Consider the following 18,838-nt stretch of genomic DNA (forward strand, 5'->3'; position numbering starts at 1 on the left):
CGCGTCCGTTCGACGCGCGGGGCGCCCCCTCCTCGCAGTTGAGCAGCGGTTGAGTCGTTTCAAACGTGGAACGTTCCACACGTACCGTCAGCAGGGAGCCGGTGTCAGCCGCTTCGCCGGGGTCGGCCGGGGTCACGGGCCCGGCGGGTCATCCCGTCTCCAGATCCGCGCCGTTCCAGACGAAGCGGGCGCTGGTGACCGCGTCGTCGTGCCCGTCGGTGAGGAGTTGGTGGACGGCGATGCCGGGCAGCTCGCCGTAGGTGCACCACTCGTGGTCGGAGGTGATCATCAGGTCCAGGTCGAGCGCGGTGAGCAGGGCGAAGACCTGGCCGCGGTTGACGGTGTCGACGCCGACGAAGACCTCGTCCAGCAGGATCGGCCGGGGCGCCAGGGGCACCGCCTCGTAGTGCGCGGCGACGGCGGCGAACAGCGGCAGGTGCAGGGCGATGGCCTTCTCACCTCCGGAGAGCGCGCCGTGCAGCTTCTTCGTCAACGGCTGCCAGCCGGTGCCACCGGCCCGGTCGAGGTGGACGGTGAAGCGGTGCCAGGCGGTGTAGTCGAGCACCTCGCCGAGCTGTTCCTCCCAGGTCACGGCCGTGTCGCTGCCCCCGGCCTCCCCGATCCGGGCACGGAGGAAGGCGTGCAGGGCCTCCCGGTCGGACTCGGTGACCCGGCCGGGATCCTTCAGCAGCAGCTCCCGGGCGGTGCGGGTGCTGTCCGGCAGGTCCGGCCGGACGTCCCAGACGAGCCGGACGGCGACTCGGGAAGCGGTACGGACCCGCTCCAGGTGCTCGTTCATCCGGTCGACGAGTTCACCGGCCCGGCGGATGAGGACCGCGAGATGGCGGCGGACGTCCCCGGTGAGGATCTGGTCGAACAGATGCCGCTCGCCGCCGGTGAGGTCGTCGCGGCTGCTGTCGCGCTGCCGGGCGAGCGCGCGGAGCAGTCCCGTCGCTCCCACGCGTACGCCGTCCAGGCCGGCGCTGAAGACCAGGACGTCGTCGTCGGCCGCCAGGTCCAGGTCGGCGCGGGCACCCAGGTGCCGGCGTGCCTCGTGGACCGCTTCCGAGAGGCGGGTCGCGGCCTCACCCAGGTGGCGTGGGGCGTACGGGAGCGCGGGCCACTTCGCCGCGATGGCACGGGCCGTCTCCAGCACGGCCCCGGGGTCGTCCCCGGCGTCCGGTCCGGGTGCGACACCGGCGTCCGGTCCGGGGGCGATGCCCGCGTCCTCGGCCAGCCCGGCCAGGCACAGATGCAGGAGCCGGTGCGCGGCGCGGTCCCGGGCCAGGACGGCCTGTTCGTGTCGTGCGGCGTCCTGTCCGCTGACGGCCCGCAGCCCGCCGGCACGGCCCTCCAGCCGGAGCTGGAGATCGGCCGCCCGGGCGACCGCCTCCCGGCAGCGGCGCAGTTCCTCACGCGCCTCGGCGAGCCGCGCGACGATCTGCCGGTGGTCCGCGCCGGTCCCGGCCAGCGCCGCCTCCAGGCGCGCCCGCAGAGCCGCCGCCTCCGCCTCGGCCGCCGCCGCGTCCCCGGCCTGTTCGTCGGCCACCTGCCCCGACCTGGCCGCGTGTGCGGCCGCCTGCCGGGCCGCGTCGGCCGCGCCGTGCGCGGCGAGGCGGGCGTCCACCCAGCCGTCGGCGGTGTCCCGGAACCGGCCGAGAGCGGCGTCGAGCGCCCGCAGCCGGCCGCGGTCGGCGGGCAGCTCGTGCTCCGCGGCCCGGCGGGAGAGCTCGCGCAGGGCGCCCGCGACCGCGTCCTCGCACCGCGCCAGCCGGCCGGCGGCGTGGCGTACGGCGTCGTCGTGGGCGGCCACCGCCTCCTCGGCCCGGTCCCGTTCGCGGCGCGGCGCGTCGAGTTCCCGGTGGCCGGGGCGGGCGGCGAGGTCGGCGTCCAGCCTCGCCCGGCGGGCGGCGATCTCGCGCGAGCGGTCGTCGAGCGCGGCGAGGGAGGCGCTGGTGCGGGTGATGCCGTCGGTGAGTGCGGCGATCGCGCGCTGCCGGGCCCGCTGCCGGGCGGCGGCGCCGATGTAGACCGGTTCCGGCTTGCTCCAGGAGCCGGTGGCCAGGGCCAGACGCCAGGCGCCCTGGGCGGACACGGCCGCCGCGTGGCCGTCGGGCAGGCCCGCTCCGAACGCGACACCGGCGAGGATCCGGTTCACGGTGTCGACGGGGACCGGGATGCCCTCCTCGGGCCGCAGCACCGCCAGCAGGCTGTGCCCCGGGGCGGCGACGGCCAGGGCGGACTCGGCGCGGGTGTCGTGCCCGGGCAGCGTGATCCCGCCGTAGGGGCCGACCCAGGCGTCCAGGAGACCGGACGCCTCCAGCGCGGCTTCCACGGCGGCCTGGACGGGCATCGGGACGCCTTCGCGGAAGGCGATCAGCCGCCACAGGGGTGCTCCCGCGGTGGCCGACCGGACGGTGGTGCGGGTCGCCGGGGCCGGTGGCGGCAGATCGGGCTCGTCGCCGAGGCGCCGCACCTCCTCCACGAGCCTGCCCCGCTCGTCCCACAGGCCGGGACGGGCGGCCCGTACGGTGGCCTCCGCGGTGGCGATCTCCCGTTCCGACGGGCGGGCGGCCGCTTCGACCAGGGCCGTCACCTCGGACTCGGCCGCCGCGCTCGCCGCGAGTTCCCCGGGGTCGGCGATACGCAGTTCCGTACAGCTCGCGGCCCAGGCGAGCAGCCGTTCGCCCTGGGCGGCCAGGGCGGTGTCCCAGGCGCCGGCGGCCTCGTCCAGCAGGGCGCTCGCCTCCGCGAGCCGGGCCCGGGCCTCGTCCAGCAGATCCTCGGCGGCGTCCCGGTCGCGTACCGCGCGGTCGTGCTCGTCCATCGCCCCGGTGACGGCGGTGAGCTGCTGCCGCCGGGCGGTGACCGCGCGGCGCAGCAGCAGGCGGGCCTGCCGGGCCCCGCTCTCGCCCGCCGGGTCGTCCGCGGCCCGCCGCGGGTCGTCGGTGGCGCCGAGGAGAGTGCCGGCCTCGTCGTGGACGGACTCCAGCCCGGCCGGCCGGGCCGATCCGCGTGCTTCCTCGGCGGCGGCGCGCGCGTGCTCGTCGAGGGTGCGGGCCCGGCCCGCCGTCCCGTCGGCGTGCGCGCGGTCCTGCTCCGCCGCCGCCCGAGCGGCCCGGGCGAGGGCGCGCCGACGGGCGGCGGCGGCCGCCGCGTCCTCGGTGCGGCGGCGGAGGCGGTCCGGTTCCTCGCCCCGCCCGTACGCCTCGCTCTGCCGCAGGCCCTCGACGGTCTCCTCCAGGGCGCGGGCCCGCCGTTCCTGTTCCTCGCGCAGGGCCCGGGCCGACTCGCGCTGGGCGAGGGCCTGCGCGAGCTCCTCGGCGCTCTTCCGGGCGGCGCGGGTGAGGTCGTCCGTCTCGGCGGTGGCCTCGATCAGCGCGGCCGCTCCGGCGCGCAGGACCCGTCGCGCGTACGCCCGCTGCCCCTGGGCGAGGGTCTCGGCCGCCGCCACCTCGTCGTCGAGCCGGCGGAGGTGTTCGCGCTGACGGTCCAACTGTTCGAAGCCCGCGGCGAGTTCGGCGATCTCGCCCTCGCCCAGGGGTGGCAGGGCACGGGACAGCAGGGTGGAGAGCAGCGACGGGTCGAGGCGTTCGGAGAGTTTGGGCTGGCGCAGCTGGAGCAGGGCGGACAGCAGTGACTCGTAGCGCTGCTCGCCCATCCCGGCGAAGAGCGCACGGCGTACGGCGGTGCGGTGGCCGGTGGCCGAGGTGTGCACCTCGCCCCTGTCGCCGAGGGCTTCGGCGAGGGCGGCGCGGGTCAGCGGCTGTCCCGCCTCGTTGACGAGGAGTACGCCGTCGGGACGGGCGATCCGGGCGCCGGTGGTGAAGTAGTCGGCGTGCACCCCGGTGGTGTGCACGCTCGCCTGCAGCCGGGCCCCGCAGCCGAAGAAGCGCTCGGTGCCGTCGTCGTCGACGCGGCGGAACTCCATCCAGACGTACCCGACGCGGGTCTTGCCGGTGGCGCCCTCGCCCAGCAGGTTCCAGTGCATGGTGCGTTCCGAACCGCCGAACGTGGAGAGGCGGTTGGGGCGGAGGCTGGCGTCGAAGAGGAAGGGCAGCAGCAGTTCGAGGGCCTTGGACTTGCCCGAGCCGTTCTGGCCGCGCAGCAGCAGGCGGCCCCGGTGGAAGGTGAACGTCTCGTCGTAGTAGCGCCAGACGTTGAGGATGCCCGCACGGTGCGGCTGCCAGCGGCCGCCGGGTGTGTCCGCCGCTCGCGCCGCCGGGCGCGCGGGCTCGGTGGCCTCGGGCCGCCGGGGCAGGGGAAGCTCTGTCAGGCTCACTGCTCGTCTTCCTCTGTCTTCGCTGACTTCTCTGTTTCCGGGGTGCCCGGGGCCGGACACGTCGTCCCCGTCAGGCGGTAGCGGTGTGCGGCCGGGCGGGCGAGGGTGCGGCCGGCGGCGCGGTGGGCCAGGCCCATGTCGCACAGCACGTCCACGGCGTCGTCGGACAGACGGGCGCCGCCGTCCTCCTCGGGCCGGTAGGTCCTGGCCCAGCGGGGGAAGCGGCGCAGCAGGTCGGTGCCGGCCTCGGCGAGCTGCTCGGGGAGGAGTCCGGCGGGCTCGGCGCACAGGGGTTCCAGGAGGAGCAGCGCGGCGACCCGGGCGGTGGAGGTGTCGTCGGGGAAGCGGACGTCGGTGGCCAGCGCGTCCGGGTCGACGAGCAGGAAGCCCTCGGCACGGTCCTCCAGCAGGAAGCCGGCCTGTTCGGCCGAGCGGCGCAGGGTCTGGCGTCCGGCCGGGGAGGTGACGTAGGCCAGTTCCTCGCCGGTGAGGTCCGACCGGTACAGGACAGGGTCGTCGAAGAGGCGGCGCAGCACGGAGTGCCGCAGCCGCCGACCGTGCCGGGCGTCCGGGGCGGCCGTCCCGGCGTGCTCGTCGTCGGCCGTGCCGTCGCCGGTGTCCGTGCCGTCGTGGCGGCGTTCGCGCACCAGTCCGGTGAGGAGGTCGCCGAAGCGGGCGGGCATCTCGTCCGGGGGTACGGCGGGGCGGGCGGCGCCGACCGGCGCCGCGGGCAGACGCGTCAGCAGCGTGGTGTCCACGCGGTAGAGCACCGTGGCGTGCGGGGACGCGGCATACGCCTCGGTCGACCCGTCCACCGCGTGCAGCACGCCGTACGACTCCAGCAGTCCCAGCACGTCCACGAAGGCCGTCCGTTCCGCGCGGCGGGCCGGGTCGAACGCGGGCAGGGCCGGGTCGGCGGCCGTGGCCCGGACGACACGGTCGGCGAGCATGCCGACGGTCGTCATCGGTGCCGTCAGCAGTTCGGCCGCGGTCACGCACAGCAGTACGTAGCGGCGGCGGTCGAAGGGGGCCCGGCCCGCTCGCGCGGCGCGGGCCGGGCGGGAGCCGTCCGGGTCGGCGCGGACCTTGACGAGGCGCGCGTAGCCGCGGCGGGGTTCCACCAGCAGGGTCCAGCCGCAGGTGTGGTCGAACCAGCGGGCCACCGGCTCGCGGCGGCGGCGTACGAGGGCGAAGCCGGCCGGGTCGGAGGTCTCGGTGAGCAGGGGGCGGGCGAGCAGGATACGGACGGCGCGGGAGACCTCCTCCCGCTCGGTGGCGGCCAGTTGGTTGGCGAGGCTGCTCATCCGGCCGTCTCCCGGCGCAGGGCGGACGAGTGGCCGGCCGGGAAGGCGGCCACAGGCACGTCGGAGGACGGTGGCAGGGGCGGCCGGGCGGCGGGGGCCGGGAGGTGTCCGGGGTGGGTGCCTCGCAGCGGCGGTCCGGCGGGCTGCCCGGTCCGCACCGAGGGCTGTGCCCATGGCTGCCGGGCGGGTGCCGGCTCCGCCGACGGCGGGGCCGGGGGTGTCGCCGGGGGTGTCGCCGCCCCGCCGGCCTCCGTGATGCGGACGACGTAGTCCGGTCCGGCCAGCGTGCCCCTCGCCGTGCGCAGCAGGGCGGTACGGGCGTCGGAAGGCGGGGCCAGGACGATCTCCACCCGGCCGTCGCCCGTGGTGGCGCGCCGCAGGCCGGCCGTGTCCGGCCGGGTGGACAGGGCGCGGCCGAGCAGATCCAGCAGGCGGTCGAAGACCGCGGGTTCCAGCTCGCCGAAGGCGGACAGCCGCACCGGGCCGCGGGTCCGCAGCATCCGGCAGGCCAGGGCGAGTTCGGCCCGTTCCGCGCGGGCCCGCTCGGCACGCTCCGCCCTGACCGCCGTGACGTCGCGCACCCGGGCCGTCCGGGTGAAGCGCTCCGTGCGTCCGCTGCTCCGCAGCAGCGCCGACACCTCCACCGGCGGGGTCTCGGCCCAGGAGCGGGACGAGGGGACCAGTTCCGGGTCGGGGTGGGCGAGGTGTGCGTGCCGTGCCGGGCCCAGCCCGAAGGCCGCCGACCACAGCCGGTGCAGGTCCTCCTCCGCCGGGGCCGCGGCGAACCAGCGCGCCAGTTCCCGGAAGTCCTGCGCGGCGCCGGAGGAGGGGCGGCGCGAGGCGTCGATCCGCTCCAGGGCCTCCAGGAGCGAGACGACGGCCCGGCGGGCGATGTCGTGCAGCCGCTCGATCCGGGGCCGCGCCCCGTCCTCCGGCCGGAACCACGACCGCAGCACGGCCCAGCGGGCGCGGCGGTTCTCCAGCCAGGCCGCCGTGCGGTCCGGGCCGGCCGACGGCAACGGTTCGGCCCCGCGCAGCGCCCGCTCGCGCAGGCCCGCGCTTCCCCGTTCCTCGACCCGGGCCACGGCGGCGGCGACCGCCCGTCCGCGTCGGTCGAGGTCGGCCAGGAACTCCTGGAGGTGGGCGACGGTGGCGGCCTTGACCTCGCGGAACGCCTCAGGGTCGGCGCTCCCGTCGCGCAACAGCCGCTGCAGTTCGCCGTTGAACGCCGTGGCGTTCTCCACCAGGGTCTCCATGTGGCCCTCCAGCTCGCGCAGGGCGGTGGAGATCCGGCGGTCGGCCGAGGCGGGTTCGCCGGACAGCAGGCACAGCTCGTCGAGCCGGTCGGCGATCGCGTCCAGCACGGCCGTCCGCGGCGCCCCCGCGGAGCCGAGAACCTCCAGCGTGCGCCGGACCCCCGCGAGGGCGGCCTCGCCCCGGAGGGTCAGCGCGTACCGCGGGGTGTGGCGCTCGCGTTCCTCGGCCGTGGGTTGGTGCGGCTGGTGCTCCTCGGCAGTGCGGTGGTGCGCCTTGTGCTCCTCGACCGTGGGGTGGTGCGGCTCGTGCTCCACCGCCGCAGGGTGGTGCTCCGCGTGGTGGTCGTGCAGCACGTCCAGCAGTTCCCACCGCACGAGTCTCCCCAGCGTCTCGTGCAGTTCACCGTCCTCGGCCGCCGTCGCCCGGTCCGCCCGGCGCAGCCACGCACGGACCGCGTCGGGCCCCAGCTCCGTCTCCAGATGCTCGGCGGCCGCGCCGAAGGCGTCCAGGACCGCTCCGTCCAGGTCGGGTGTCTCCCCCGTCGTGAACCGGAACATCTCGGGTGGAACCCTGCGCACGCCCGTCGTCCTCCCCACCGCCTCGCCGGCATCCGGATCCCACCGTAGAGGGCGGCACGGTCAATCAGAAACGAGCGCCCGAGGGGGGTTTCATCCGGCGGGGCGCTGCCGGTCCGGATGCGCGCCGGTCCGGGGGGCGCGACCGGCGGGGACCGTGGGCCGTGTGTGCGGGGCGCGGGCGGCCAGCGCTTCGAGCAGCAGGCCGACCGCGTCCTCGAAGGAACTGGTGGCCATGGCCGGCAGCTCATGGCGTACGGCGGTCAGGGCGGGGTGGGACGCCGGGTCCGTCCCCTGGTAGACGTCCCGCCACGCCCGGTCGTCGGCCTCGCGCCGCTCGCGCGGGAGGGCCTGGTAGGCGGCCTCCATGGCGGCGTGGGCGAGCACGGTGTCGATGAACGTCCGGTACAGCCGGGTGGCGTCGGCCGTCCCGAAGCCCGCGGCGAGCAGCACCCCGATGCCGGTGTCGACGGCGCGGATCTCGTGGGGGCGCCGGGTCACCCGGTAGGAGGCGAAGGCCGCCGCGCGGGGGTGGGCGAGGTAGCCGTCGCGCACGCGCAGGGCGATCTCGCGCAGGGCCGCCACCCAGTCGTCGCCGGGGACGAAGCCCGCCATCGCGTCGCCGATGATGCGGTCGGCGATGGCGAGCACCAGGTCGTCGGTGCCGTGGAAGTAGCGGTAGAGGGCGCTGGGGTCGCAGCCGAGGGCGGTGCCGAGGCGGCGCACGCTGAGCGCCTCCGGGCCGTGCTCGCCGACGAGTCGCAGCGCGGTGTCCACGATCAGTTCCTCCGACAGCACGACGCCGGAGCGGGTGGGGCGGCGGCGTCGGCGCTCCTGGGGGACACGGCCGGCCATGGCGGGGCTCCTGTCGGTCGGGGTGGCGTACCGGCATGGAACGGGCCCGGGCCCCTTATGTCAACAGCATTGACGCAAGAAGAACGCCGGGTGTTCCATCACAGTCCCGCGCGGCTCCACCCTCGTCCCCGTCCCACGAGGAGCCTTCCATGGCATCCACTCCACTGCGTCGCTCACTCGGCGTGATCGACGGCGTCGCCATCGCCGCCTCCAGCACGGCCGCCACCACCAGCATCGCCATCGGCATGGGCACGGTCGCGGCCATCGTGGGGCTGCAGGGCCCGGCGCTCCTGCTCCTCGCGTTCCTGCCCGTCCTCGGCATCGCCACCGCCTACGCCCGGCTCAACCGCTCGGAGCCCAACTGCGGCAACGGCTACACCTGGGTCGGCCGGACCCTCGGCCCCTGGCCCGGCTTCCTGACCGGCTGGGTCACCCTCGTCGGCTCGGTCGTCTTCTGCGCCTACACCAGCGCCGTCATGGGCTCGGTCGTCCTGATCTTCGCCAACAAGGCCGGTCTGACCGGCCTGGCGGGCATCGCCCTCGATCCGGCGTCCACGGGGGTGAGCACGGCCGTCGGACTGGTGCTGCTGCTCGGTCTCACCGCGCTCGCCGTCACCGGCACCCGTGCCACGACCCGCTTCCAGTTCGCGCTGCTGGTCTTCGAGTACGCGGTGCTGATCGGCTTCTGCGGCCTGGCGCTCCTCACCGGGGACCAGCCCTTCTCCTTCTCCTGGTTCAACCCCTTCGAGATCCCCGACGGCACCACCTTCGCCCAGGGCATGGTCCTCGCGGTGTTCTTCTTCTGGGGCTGGGACGCCGCGTTCAGTGTCAACGAGGAGACCAGGAGGCGGGACGACGCCGCCCGCGGCGGCCTGATCGCCCTGTTCGCCATGCTCGGGCTGTTCCTCTTCGCCTCCGTCGCCTTCCAGCGGGAGATGAGCCTCGGCGAGCTGATCAAGAACGGCCCGCAGGCCCTGCCGTACCTCGGGCAGAAGCTGGCCGCCGAGCCCTGGGCCACGCTGCCCCTGGTCGCCCTGATGTTCTCCGCCGCCGCCTCCGTGCAGTCCACCCTGATCCCGACCGCACGCGGGCTGCTCGCGATGGGCCGGGACCGCACGATGGGCCCGCTGTGGACCCGGGTGCACCCGCGCTACGGCACCCCCGCCGCCGGCACGGTCGTCGTGCTGTCCGTGGCCGCCGCGATCGCTCTGCTGGCCGTCGCCCTCCCCCGGCTGAGCGACATGCTGCTGGCCGCCGTCAACGCGATCGGGCTGCTGGTCGCCCTCTACTACGGCCTCACCGCGCTCGCCTGCGCCGTCCGCTTCCGGTCCGCCCTGCGCGAGGGGCCGCGCGCGGCCGTGCTCTCGGTGGGGGTGCCCGGGGCGTCCGGGCTGGTGCTGCTGGGCCTCGGGGTGTACCTCGGGTACTCGTACCTGACGATGAGCGACCACTTCGAACTGAGCCCCGACAACGGGTGGTTCATGTTCTCCCTGCCCGCCGCCATCGTCCTGGCGGGTCTCGGGATGGCCGCCGTCGCCAAGTACGTCCGCCGGTCGCCGTACTTCGCGACCGGACGCGGCACCGACGCCGAGGCCATCAGCCTGCCCATGGACCGCACCGCCGTCTGAGCCCGACCCGTTCGCACGCGCCCCCTCCGCCCCCGCGTTCTCCTCTGGAGTCCTCCCCCATGCCGCAGTCCCAGGTCACGGGCCCCGCCGATCTCGTCCTCACCGGCGGGCCCGTCCACACCGTCGATCCCGCCCGCAGCCGTGCCACCGCCGTGGCCGTGCGCGGCGGGCGGATCATCGCCGTCGGCCACGACGAGGTGCACGCGCTCGTCGGGCCCGGCACCGAGGTCGTCGACCTCGCCGGAAGGCTGCTGCTGCCCGGCTTCCAGGACGCCCATGTGCACCCGCAGGGCGCGGGCCTGGAACTCGGCGCGTGCCACCTCGCCGACACCTCCGACCCCGCCGAGTACCTGCGGCGGATCCGGGCGTACGCCGACGCGCGCCCCGATGCCGCGTGGATCACCGGCGGCGGCTGGTCCCTGGAGTCCTTCCCCGGCGGCGCTCCCACGGCCGCCGCCCTCGACGCGGTCGTCCCCGACCGGCCCGTGTTCCTGCCCAACCGCGACCACCACGGCGCCTGGGTCAACACCCGGGCCCTGGAGCGGGCCGGCATCGACGCCCGCACCCCCGACCCCGCCGACGGCCGCATCGAACGCGACGCCGACGGCAACCCCACCGGCATGCTCCAGGAGGGCGCCGTCCGTCTCGTGGGGCGGCTGGTGCCCGCACCCACCTCCGAGGAGCGGCTGACGGCCCTGCTGCGCGCCCAGGCCGTGCTGCACTCCCACGGGGTCACGGCCTGGCAGGACGCCCTCGTCGGCGCCTATGCCGACATGCCGGACCCGGCGCCCTCGTACCGCACGGCCGTGGACCGGGGGCTGCTCACCGCGCGCGTCGTCGGTGCCCTGTGGTGGGACCGGGAGCGCGGCGCCGAGCAGATCCCGGAACTCGTCGCACGGCGCGAGGAGTTGAGCGGGGGCCGGTTCCGCGCCGGCTCGGTGAAGATCATGCAGGACGGCATCGCCGAGAACCACACGGCCGCCATGCTCGACCCGTATCTCAAGGGCTGCGGCTGCGCCTCGGGCGGCAGAGGCATCAGTTTCGTCGAACCGGGCGAGCTGCGGAAGTACGTCACCGAGCTGGACGCGCTCGGTTTCCAGACGCACTTCCACGCCCTCGGCGACCGTGCGGTGCGCGAGGCGCTGGACGCCGTGGAGGCCGCCCGCACCGCCAACGGCCGGCGCGACACCCGCCACCACCTGGCGCACCTTCAGGTCGTCCACCCCGACGACGTGCCGCGCTTCCGGGCACTCGGCGCCACCGCCAACCTGCAGATGCTGTGGGCCGCCCACGAACCGCAGATGGACGAACTCACCCTGCCCTTCCTCGGCCCCGAACGAGGCGCCCGGCAGTACCCGTTCGGCGATCTGCTGCGCGCCGGGGCCACCCTGGCGGCGGGCAGCGACTGGCCCGTCAGCAGCCCCGATCCGCTCCAGGCCGTCCATGTCGCCGTCAACCGTCGCTCCCCCGACGCCCCGGAGGGCACTCCGGAGTTCCTGCCGGGACAGCGCCTCGACCTCGGCGCCGCCCTCGCCGCGTACACGGCCGGCAGCGCCTACGCCAACCATCTCGACGCCCTGACCGGCAGCATCACCGTCGGCAAGGCGGCCGACCTGGTGGTCCTCGACCGCGACCCGTTCGCGGGGCCGCCCGAGGACATCGCCGCCACCCGGGTCCTGCAGACCTTCGTGGACGGGGAACGCGTGCACGCCGCCCCGGACGCCTGAGACGCACGGCTCCCGGCAGCCCTCGGCCGGGAGCCGCAGCGGCATCACGGTTCGGTACCGAGCCTTGACGACAGCCGTGTGACTGCGTAGACATGACTACGCAGACATGACAGCGCAGTCAGAAATGCTGTCTGACATCATTGGGCTGTTCGTGACGGTCACCGGGGAGGGCACCATGACGCGAGGACAAGGGCGGGGCGGCAGCCACGCCGCGCCGAGCAGCACGGATGTCGCCAGGCTGGCCGGAGTCTCGCAGAAGACCGTGTCGAGGGTCTTCAATGACGAGCCGTACGTCTCCGCGGACGTGCGCAGAAGGGTCACGGAGGCCGCCGAGCAGCTCGGATACCGGCGTAACAACGCCGCCCGGGCGCTCGCCTCGGGGCGGACCCGCTCCATCGGGGTGGTCACCCTCGGGACAGCCCTGTACGGTCCCGCCTCGCTGCTCATGGGGGTCGAACGGGTCGTCCGCGACACGGGCTACGCGCTGCGCGTGGTCAACACCGTGGAGGGCGATCCGGCCGGTGTCGCGGGAGCCGTCGACTCACTGCTCGACCAGGGCGTGGACGGCATCGTCATCTCCGAGCCGATCGAAGAGGAGGCGGCGGGCGGCGACGCGGCTCTGCGGGTCACCGTGCCGGTGCTGGTCATCGGCGCACCGCCGTTCGTCACCGCGCCCACCGTGCTCAGCGCCGGGGACGGTGCCGACCTGATGGCGCGCACCGCCACCGCGCATCTGCTGGAGCTGGGCCACACCACGGTCCATCATCTGGCGGGCCCGCAACGCTGGTACGCCGCCAGGGACCGCATGGAGGCGTGGCGGGCGACGCTCACCGCACACGGGCGGGACGTTCCCGAGGTCGTCCGGGGCGACTGGTCGGCCGCGTCCGGGTACGCGGCCGGACGGGAGCTGGCCGGGAACCGTGACGTCACCGCGGTCTTCGCCGCCAACGACGACATGGCCATCGGTCTGATCCGGGCGCTGACGGAGGCCGGGCGACGGGTTCCGGCGGACATCAGTGTCGTCGGCTTCGACGACATTCCCGTCGCCGCCTATGTGACACCTCCCCTGACCACGGTGCGGCATCCGTTCGACGCCGTGGCGCAGGAGGGACTCAAACGTCTCGTCCACGCCATCGAGAACCCGGGCACGGACCCCTTGCCGCCGAGCGACCCACCGGTCGACCTCGTCGTCCGCGCCTCGACCGCGCCCCCGCCGAGCCGGAGGACCCCGGCCCGCGGCCGGCGCGCCGCCCCCCGCGTCCGTGTGGGCACGCCCGCCTCGCAGCCGACCGGAGGCGCCGCCCCACAGCACTGACACCGCCCGCCCACCCGGACGTTCACCACGCACGGCCGGCGCGTGACCCTCCGACAGAGCCGCTGTACCCGTCACGCCCCGCCACTCCGGCGCGCCCCGCATCCGGGCCGCCCCGCACCGGGCAGTGCGCCCGAGCCGACTCCGCGCACCCGCCCGGGTACTCGCCCCGCTCCATCCGGCCGCGACCCGACGCCGTACCAGCACGTACCCGCAGCATCCGGTACGCGCCCCGGCCGCGACCACGCAGCCGCGGGACCGGCCCACGGGCCCTCGAACCAGTTCCTCGCGGCAGCCCCTTCGGTTTTCCCACATCTCCGCACGCCGTCATCACGCGTGCCGCCACCATCGCCACCGGCGGGAGTTCACCATGCCCAGAAACGCGTCCACCTTCGCCTCGTCCGCCATGAGCCGTCGGTTCTTCCTCACCACGACGGGTGCCCTGTCGCTCGGGGCGGCCCTCACCGCCTGCGGCGGCGGTGACGACTCCTCCGGCTCCTCCGGCAGCGCCAAGCCGGTCAGCCAGGCCGACATCGACAAGGCGATGAAGACACCGACCGAGCTGACGTTCTGGACGTGGGTCCCGAACATCGCCAAGGAGATCGCGCTCTTCGAGAAGAAGTACCCGGCCGTCAAGATCAAGGTCGTCAACGCCGGCCAGGGCACCCCGCAGTACACCAAGCTGCGTACCGCTCTGAAGGCGGGCAGCGGCGCCCCGGACATGGTGCAGATCGAGTACCAGGCCATCCCGACGTTCACCATCACCGACAGCCTGCTGGACCTGCGGCCGTACGGCGCCGCCAAGCTCAAGGACCGGTTCGTCGACTGGACCTGGGGCCAGGTCAGCGGCGCCAAGGGCGAGGTCTGGGCGATCCCGCAGGACACCGGGCCGATGGGTCTGCTGTACCGCAAGGACATCTTCGACAAGCACGGCATCGACGTGCCGGGCACCTGGGACGAGTTCGCCGAGGCGGCCCGCAAGCTCCACAAGGCCGACCCGGACGTGTACCTCACCAACCTCGCGCCCAGCCAGCCCGCCGCCTGGCACGGACTGCTGTGGCAGGCCGGCGCCAAGCCCTACACGACCTCCGGCAAGGGCGACATCACCATCAGCGTCGACGACGCCGTCTCCAAGAAGCTCGGCGCGTACTGGGGCGGACTGGCGAAGGAGGGCGTGGTCAGCACCGACCCGGACTTCACCGACGGCTGGTACGCCGGGCTGAACAAGGGCAAGTACGCCACCTGGATCACGGCCGCCTGGGGCCCGGCCTTCCTCTCCGGCTCGGCCAAGGCCACCGCCGGCAAGTGGCGCGCGGCCCCGCTCCCCCAGTGGGACGCGGCCAAGCCCAGCGCGGGCAACTGGGGCGGCTCGACCACCGCCGTCATCCGCTCCACCAAGAACCCCGTCGCGGCGGCCGTGTTCGCGCAGTTCCTCAACAGCGACCCCACCACCGCCAAGATGTTCGCCACCGAGCAGTTCTTCTTCCCGGCGACCAAGGCCCTGCTCGCCGACCAGGACTTCGTGTCCGACGCGCCGTCCTTCTACGGCGGCCAGAAGGTCAACCAGGTCTTCGCCGACGTCAGCGCCACCGTCGACCCCTCCTTCCAGTGGCCGCCGTTCCTCGACCAGGCGGCGACCGACTGGACCGAGACCGTGGGCAAGTCCCTCGCCGACAAGAAGGACACGGTCGCCGCCCTCGGCCAGTGGCAGTCCCGCCTGACCACGTACGCCAAGGGCCAGGGCTTCACCGTCAAGGGGTCCTGAGATGGCCACCACCCCTGCCACCGCCCCGGGCCGCTCGCGGCCCGGGGGCACCCGGCGCCGCCGCTCGGCGGGACCCCTCTTCGTCGCCCCGTTCCTGGTGCTGTTCCTGCTGCTGTTCCTCGCGCCGCTGGTGTACGCCGCCTACCTGAGCCTCTTCCAGACCCGGCTGATCGGCGGAACGGTCTTCGTCGGCCTCGACAACTACGTCCAGGCCTTCGGCGACTCCCAGTTCCTGCACGGAGTGGGCCGCGTCGCCCTGTTCTTCCTGGTGCAGGTGCCCGTGATGCTGCTGCTGGCCCTGCTGTTCGCGCTCGCGCTCGACAGCGGCCTGCTGCGCGTGTCCCGTGTCATCCAGCTGGGCATCTTCGTCCCCTACGCCGTCCCCAGCGTGGTCGCCACGCTGATGTGGGGCTACCTGTACGGCCCGGACTTCGGGCCGTTCGCCCAGCTGGGCCGCAACCTGGACCTGCCGGTCCCGAACTTCCTCGGCGAGAGCTGGATGCTCGGCAGCCTCGCGAACATCGTGACCTGGGAGTTCGTCGGCTACAACATGATCATCCTGTACGCCGCCCTGCGCACGGTCCCGTCCGAGCTGTACGAGGCGGCCGCGATGGACGGCGCCGGGGCCTGGCGCATCGCCTGGTCGATCAAACTCCCGGCGCTCCGCCCGGCGTTGCTGCTCACCCTGCTGTTCTCCGTGATCGGCAGCTTCCAGCTGTTCAACGAGCCGAAGCTGCTCAAGGACCTCGCCCCGGACGTGATCAGCAGCTCGTACACCGCCAACCTCTACGCCTACACGCTCGCCTTCACCGGCCAGCAGGTCAACTACGCGGCCACGGTGTCCTTCCTCCTCGGCCTCGTCATCGTGATCGCCTCCTACGGCGTCCTGCTCACGGCGAACCGCAGGAGGACACCATGACGACGACCACCCCCGCGCCCACGGTCACCGCGGCGGCGAAGAAGCCGGCACGCCTCGCGTACCGCAAGAGCCGCCCGGAGCGCCGCAGCACCCCGCTGACGATCGCCATGCTGGCCGCCCTGGCGTACTTCCTGCTTCCCCTCTTCTGGCTGCTGATCGCCTCGACCAAGAGCACACAGGATCTGTTCAACAGTTTCGGCCTGTGGTTCTCGGACGCCCCGCAGCTGCTGACGAACATCAAGGAGACCTTCACCCAGAGCGACGGGGTCTTCGTGCGCTGGCTGCTGAACACGGTCCTCTACGCCGGGGTCAGCTCGGTCGGGGCCGCGCTGCTGGCGGCCGCCGCCGGATACGGCTTCGCCAAGTACCGCTTCCGCGGCGACCGTCTCGCCTTCAACCTGGTCCTCGGCGCGGTCATGGTGCCCACGACCGCGCTGGCCATCCCGACCTATCTGCTGTTCGCGCAGGCGGGTCTGGCCAACACCCCCTGGGCGATCATCCTGCCCTCGCTGGTGAACCCGTTCGGCCTCTATCTGATGCGCGTCTACGCCGCGGACTCCGTCCCCGACAGCATCCTGGAGGCCGCCCGGATCGACGGCGCCGGGGAGGCCCGGATCTTCTTCGGGATCGCCCTGCGGCTGATGGCTCCCGGAGTGGTGACGGTCCTGCTGTTCACGCTGGTGGCGACCTGGAACAACTACTTCCTGCCGCTGATCATGCTCAACGACCCGGATCTGTACCCGATCACGGTCGGCCTGGCCTCCTGGGCCGCGCAGGCGCAGAACGGCGGGGCCGGCGCCAGCAGCGACCTGCTCGCCCTGGTCGTGACCGGCTCCCTGATCTCGATCGTCCCGCTGGTCGTGGCCTTCCTCATGCTCCAGCGGTACTGGCAGAGCGGTCTGGCCGCCGGCGGCGTCAAGCAGTAGGGCCACCGGCCCGCGTACCACTCCCCCCACTCTTTCTCTCGGAGGTTCTTCTTCATGGCGGCTCTGCCTGACCGCGTGCTGTTCGGTGCCGCGTACTACCACGAGTACCAGCCGTACGAACAGCCCGCCGAACGCCTCAAGACCGACCTGGACCTGATGGCCGACGCGCATGTCTCCGTCATCCGGGTCGGCGAGTCGGTGTGGTCCACCTGGGAGCCGGAGAACGGGACGTTCGACCTCGACTGGCTCCAGCCCGTGCTGGACGGGGCCCACGAGCGGGGCATCTCGGTCGTGCTCGGCACCCCGACCTACGCGGCCCCGCCGTGGCTGGCCCGGCAGTACCCGGAGATCACGGCCGAGCGGCGCACCGGTGAGCGCATGGGCTGGGGCGCACGCCAGGAGATCGACTTCACCCACCCGGCGTTCCGTTTCCACGCCGAGCGGGTCATTCGCAAGGTCGTCGGCCGGTACGCCGGCCACCCCGCCGTCATCGGCTTCCAGGTCGACAACGAACCCGGGCTGCACCTCTTCCACAACCACGGTGTCTTCCAGCGCTTCGTGGACCATCTGCGCGAGAAGTACGGCGACGTGGAGACCCTCAACCGCGAGTGGGGCCTGGTCTACTGGTCCCACCGGCTCTCCACCTGGGCCGACCTGTGGACGCCGGACGGCAACGAGCAGCCCCAGTACGACGTCGCCTGGCGGGAGTTCCAGGCCCGGCAGGTCACCGAGTTCATCGGCTGGCAGGCCGACCTCGTCCGCGAGTACGCCTCGCCCGAGCAGTTCGTCACCACCTGCATCTCCTACACCCGTCAGGGCGTGGAGGACGACGAGCTGACCAACCGCCTCGACATCGCCTCCGGCAACCCGTACTACGACATGCAGGACGGCCTGCTCCTGCCGGACCCCACCCCCGAGGGCCACGAGCAGAAGTGGAAGACCACCGGCGTGTGGTCGCTGTACCAGACCGCCGACTGGATGTTCTCCTCCCTCCAGGAGCCGTTCCTCGTCACCGAGACCAACGCCGGCTCGATCGGCATGGCGTGGGACAACCGCCCCGGCTACGACGGCCAGTGGCGGCAGGCCGCCTGGGCGCTCGTCTCCCGCGGCGCGCGGATGATCGAGTACTGGCACTGGCACACCCTGCACTTCGGCGCCGAGACCTACTGGGGCGGCATCCTCCCGCACACCGGACAGCCCGGCCGCACGTACGCCGAACTCGCGCGGCTCGGCGCGGAGTTCGAGGCGGCGGGGCCGCTCGTCGCCGGTCTCGAACCGGACGCCGACATCACGATGGTGTACTCGACGCCCAGCAAGTGGCTCATGCAGAAGTACCCGCCGCTCGCCACCCCGGACGGCGAGCCGGACCCGGCCGCCTACCACCGCATCTTCGACCCGTTCTACCGGGGCGCGTTCGAGGCGGGCCGCCAGGTCCGCATCGTCCACGCCCGTCAACTGCACGACCCGAGCGGCGAACGCGAGGGCCTGTCGCCGGAGGAGGCCGTGCGCCGCCACCCGGTCCTCGTCGTCCCCGCGCTGTACGTCGCCGCCGACGCCACCCTCGACTGGCTCGCCGCCTACGCCGACGCGGGTGGCCACCTCGTCCTCGGCCCGCGCACCGGCTACGCCGACCACGAGGCCCGCGCCCGCGCGGAACGGGCTCCCGGGCGCCTGACGGAGGCCGCGGGCGTCGGCTACGACGAGTTCAGCAACCTCACCCGGGAGGTGCCGGTCCGTTCGGCGCCGGGCGGTCCGCTGCGCCTCCCCGAGGACGCCACGGCGACCCGCTGGGCGGACGGCCTCACCCTCACCGACGCCGATGTGCTGGTCACCTACGACCACCCGCACTTCGGGCGCTGGCCGGCCGTCACCACCCGCCGCCACGGCGAGGGCCGGGTCACGTACGTCGGCACGGTCCCCGGCCGCGGTCTCGGCCGGGCCCTCGCCGCATGGCTGACCCCGGACGCCCGGCACGCCTGGAGCGGCCTCCCGGAGACCGTCACCGCGACGACCGGCACCGCGCCCGACGGACGCCGTGTCCACATCGTCCACAACTGGGCCTGGGAGCCCGCGAGCGTCCCCGTCCCGGTGCCCCTGTCCGACGCGCTGACCGGCGCGGACCTCCCGGCGGGAACGCCGCTGGAGCTGGGGCCGTGGGACGTGCGCGTACTCGTCACCACCGACACCGACGCCTGAGGCCCGACACCGGGGCCCGACACCGGGCCCGAGACCACCGTCCGTCCTGTTCCATCCCCGAAGGAGTGGTTGTGCACAGAAGAAGACTCGGC

At 74.0% G+C, this 18,838-nt stretch carries 11 protein-coding genes; 7 read left to right on the forward strand and 4 right to left on the reverse strand.

Features of this window, described 5'->3' with window-relative positions:
• Positions 1-148 precede the first annotated feature (148 nt).
• The 4 genes from SCAB_RS03390 to SCAB_RS03405 form a co-directional block, all read right to left on the reverse strand.
• Complete coding sequence (locus SCAB_RS03390) at positions 149-4,282, reverse strand: TIGR02680 family protein (RefSeq protein ID WP_012998651.1); 4,134 nt, start codon at positions 4,280-4,282, stop codon at positions 149-151.
• Complete coding sequence (locus SCAB_RS03395) at positions 4,279-5,586, reverse strand: TIGR02678 family protein (RefSeq protein ID WP_012998652.1); 1,308 nt, start codon at positions 5,584-5,586, stop codon at positions 4,279-4,281. The genes SCAB_RS03390 and SCAB_RS03395 overlap by 4 nt, the downstream gene beginning before the upstream one ends.
• A complete protein-coding gene (locus SCAB_RS03400) occupies positions 5,583-7,400 on the reverse strand; it encodes a TIGR02677 family protein (protein WP_012998653.1) in 1,818 nt (605 codons plus the stop codon). Before SCAB_RS03400 ends, SCAB_RS03395 begins: the two co-directional genes overlap by 4 nt.
• Positions 7,401-7,511: 111 nt before the next feature.
• Positions 7,512-8,273, reverse strand: coding sequence for a TetR/AcrR family transcriptional regulator (locus SCAB_RS03405; protein ID WP_012998654.1), 762 nt, complete (start codon positions 8,271-8,273; stop codon positions 7,512-7,514).
• Positions 8,274-8,422: 149 nt separating this feature from the next.
• Between SCAB_RS03405 and SCAB_RS03410 the strand changes: the two genes are divergently transcribed.
• The 7 genes from SCAB_RS03410 to SCAB_RS03440 all read left to right on the forward strand — a co-directional run bounded on the left by SCAB_RS03410 (position 8,423) and on the right by SCAB_RS03440 (position 18,746).
• Positions 8,423-9,901 carry an APC family permease gene (locus SCAB_RS03410; protein WP_012998655.1) on the forward strand — a complete coding sequence of 493 codons (1,479 nt, stop codon included), beginning with the start codon at positions 8,423-8,425 and terminating at the stop codon, positions 9,899-9,901.
• A gap of 59 nt (positions 9,902-9,960) precedes the next feature.
• Positions 9,961-11,628: an amidohydrolase gene (locus tag SCAB_RS03415; RefSeq protein ID WP_012998656.1), complete on the forward strand. Its 1,668-nt coding sequence runs from the start codon at positions 9,961-9,963 to the stop codon at positions 11,626-11,628.
• A 175-nt stretch (positions 11,629-11,803) separates the two neighbouring features.
• Positions 11,804-12,943: a LacI family DNA-binding transcriptional regulator gene (locus tag SCAB_RS03420; RefSeq protein WP_049875835.1), complete on the forward strand. Its 1,140-nt coding sequence runs from the start codon at positions 11,804-11,806 to the stop codon at positions 12,941-12,943.
• Positions 12,944-13,310: 367 nt separating this feature from the next.
• Complete coding sequence (locus tag SCAB_RS03425; protein ID WP_012998658.1) at positions 13,311-14,705, forward strand: ABC transporter substrate-binding protein; 1,395 nt, start codon at positions 13,311-13,313, stop codon at positions 14,703-14,705.
• Between the two features lies 1 nt (position 14,706).
• Positions 14,707-15,624: a carbohydrate ABC transporter permease gene (locus tag SCAB_RS03430; RefSeq protein WP_012998659.1), complete on the forward strand. Its 918-nt coding sequence runs from the start codon at positions 14,707-14,709 to the stop codon at positions 15,622-15,624.
• A complete protein-coding gene (locus SCAB_RS03435; protein ID WP_012998660.1) occupies positions 15,621-16,550 on the forward strand; it encodes a carbohydrate ABC transporter permease in 930 nt (309 codons plus the stop codon). Before SCAB_RS03430 ends, SCAB_RS03435 begins: the two co-directional genes overlap by 4 nt.
• A gap of 54 nt (positions 16,551-16,604) precedes the next feature.
• A complete protein-coding gene (locus SCAB_RS03440) occupies positions 16,605-18,746 on the forward strand; it encodes a beta-galactosidase (RefSeq protein ID WP_037726645.1) in 2,142 nt (713 codons plus the stop codon).
• The last annotated feature ends 92 nt before the right edge of the window (positions 18,747-18,838 follow it).

The organism is Streptomyces scabiei 87.22 (genome assembly GCF_000091305.1).
Taxonomy (GTDB): Bacteria; Actinomycetota; Actinomycetes; order Streptomycetales; family Streptomycetaceae; genus Streptomyces; species Streptomyces scabiei.

Coding starts and splice junctions, on each gene's coding strand:
- SCAB_RS03395 (WP_012998652.1), bottom strand. CDS start 5,586: ATGAGCAGCCTCGCCAACCAACTGGCCGCCACCGAGCGGGAGGAGGTC.
- SCAB_RS03400 (WP_012998653.1), bottom strand. CDS start 7,400: ATGTTCCGGTTCACGACGGGGGAGACACCCGACCTGGACGGAGCGGTC.
- SCAB_RS03405 (WP_012998654.1), bottom strand. CDS start 8,273: ATGGCCGGCCGTGTCCCCCAGGAGCGCCGACGCCGCCGCCCCACCCGC.
- SCAB_RS03410 (WP_012998655.1), top strand. CDS start 8,423: ATGGCATCCACTCCACTGCGTCGCTCACTCGGCGTGATCGACGGCGTC.
- SCAB_RS03415 (WP_012998656.1), top strand. CDS start 9,961: ATGCCGCAGTCCCAGGTCACGGGCCCCGCCGATCTCGTCCTCACCGGC.
- SCAB_RS03420 (WP_049875835.1), top strand. CDS start 11,804: ATGACGCGAGGACAAGGGCGGGGCGGCAGCCACGCCGCGCCGAGCAGC.
- SCAB_RS03425 (WP_012998658.1), top strand. CDS start 13,311: ATGCCCAGAAACGCGTCCACCTTCGCCTCGTCCGCCATGAGCCGTCGG.
- SCAB_RS03430 (WP_012998659.1), top strand. CDS start 14,707: ATGGCCACCACCCCTGCCACCGCCCCGGGCCGCTCGCGGCCCGGGGGC.
- SCAB_RS03435 (WP_012998660.1), top strand. CDS start 15,621: ATGACGACGACCACCCCCGCGCCCACGGTCACCGCGGCGGCGAAGAAG.
- SCAB_RS03440 (WP_037726645.1), top strand. CDS start 16,605: ATGGCGGCTCTGCCTGACCGCGTGCTGTTCGGTGCCGCGTACTACCAC.